The sequence below is a fragment of the Microcystis sp. M53602_WE12 genome, assembly GCF_030065455.1.
Classification (GTDB): domain Bacteria; phylum Cyanobacteriota; class Cyanobacteriia; order Cyanobacteriales; family Microcystaceae; genus Microcystis; species Microcystis aeruginosa.
The window spans coordinates 1-1,707 of record NZ_JASJFB010000645.1 but is presented as its reverse complement, the minus strand read 5'-3'; the positions used below and the strand labels follow the sequence as shown (position 1 = coordinate 1,707).

The window sequence follows — 1,707 nt, the reverse complement described above, 5'->3', positions numbered from 1 at the left end:
TGGAGGGAGTCTGGCAAAAGTCTTACAGTCTCTAAACTCTAGCTCTCTTATGGGGTAAGCCTTCAAGCTATCGCTAACTAACAGAAACCCGAAATTTGAGTTTTTATTAGAAAAAAAGTTAGCGATCACTTGTCAACCAAGAGTTTCAGAATCTGGATTCGGTCAGGGATTTCCGAAAGTCCCAGAAGAGCGATAAATTCATGACTCTTCTAGGTTCTGTGTGATAAGTTTAACTTACATAGGATCGATCAATCTTTGTGTCCTTTGTGTCTTTGTGGTTCGTTCCACCCCCTCGCTAGAAGGAATGTATCTTAGAATACATTTTACCCACCAAATCCAAGAGAGCCTCTACAGAACAACCAACATCGGGTAATGCCGAAAAATCTTGATTAACTAACTAATGTTTTCACTATGTTTAATCGCTTAGTATCTTTTAAATCCCTAGAAGGCCATGAAGGTGAGGTTAAATGTCTAACTTTTTCCCAAGATGGTAAATTTTTGGCTAGTGCTGGAGATGATGGTAATATTCTAATCTGGGAATGGAGAAAAAATCAGAAGTTTTCTTTAACTAAAAAAATTGATCAAGTTTTTGAAGATGATATCAATAAAATGTTTGGAGATCTAGAGGAGGGGATTGGCAATATATTTGGAAATAAGGGTGGAATCGCTATACCTAAAATTAATGATATATTCTCAAAACCTCCTCAAGTAAAGGTTTCGGAGATTGATGATATATTTTCAAGACATAGACATAAAAGAATCAATTCTGTTGCTTTTAGTCCCTGTCAAGGATATTTGGTTAGTGGAGGAGATGATCAAACCCTAAGAATTTGGTCACTGGAAACTAAAGAATTAATCTCTACCTTAACGGGACACCAAGATAAAGTTACAGCAGTAGCTGTTCATCCCGATGAGGAAATTATTGCTAGTGGTAGTGAAGATAAAACCGTGAAAATATGGTCAGTAAAAACTGGAGAAACTCGGTTCACATTACAAGGTCATAGCGATAAAGTCCTAACAGTTAAATTTAGTCAAAATGGTCAACTTTTAGCCAGTGGTGGCGGCGAAAATGACAAAACGGTAATTATTTGGAATCTGGCAGAAAAGAGCAGTATTACCTTAAAAGGTCATTCCGATTGGTTTGGAGGTATTTTATCGGTAGATTTCGGCAGTAATAACAAATTTTTAGCCAGTGGCAGCAAAGACAAAACTATTAAAATCTGGGATATTAAAAGAGGGACAGAGGTAAAAACTCTCAGCGAACATAGTGATCATATCAATTCAGTTAGTGTTAGTCCTAATAATCAACTATTAGCCAGTGGTAGTGATGATAAAAGCTTAAAATTATGGGATTTAAAAGCAGGAAAAGCCATTATTTCTATTCCCCATCCCCAGAAAATCTATTCGGTTTGTTTTAGTCCCGATGGTAATTATATCGCCACGGCCTGCCAAGACAAAATCGTTAGAGTTTATGGCACTTCCGAACTACAATCTTTAGCAAGTTGAGCAATCTTTGAGCGCACCAGATGCTTATCGGTGTCTAATTAGGGTTTGCTGAATAAATCGAAAAACCTTGTTGGATAAGGCTTTTAGACTTTTTTGACCTCAAAAAGTGCCGACCATTGGAGTGATTGGGGGGAAAATTCAGGTACTTTTTCCCTGAAAATTAGGTAATTGACCCCCTCAAAATCGGTAAAACCCCACACC

General features: G+C 37.4%; 1 protein-coding gene. It reads left to right on the top strand.

Features of this window, described 5'->3' with window-relative positions; genetic code table 11:
- Positions 1-411: 411 nt before the first annotated feature.
- Positions 412-1,506 carry a WD40 repeat domain-containing protein gene (locus tag PX482_RS20405; RefSeq protein ID WP_288122938.1) on the top strand — a complete coding sequence of 365 codons (1,095 nt, stop codon included), beginning with the start codon at positions 412-414 and terminating at the stop codon, positions 1,504-1,506.
- Positions 1,507-1,707 lie beyond the last annotated feature (201 nt).

Bases quoted from the DNA above. Each gene is read 5' to 3' on its own strand.
- PX482_RS20405 (WP_288122938.1), top strand. From the start codon at position 412: ATGTTTAATCGCTTAGTATCTTTTAAATCCCTAGAAGGCCATGAAGGT.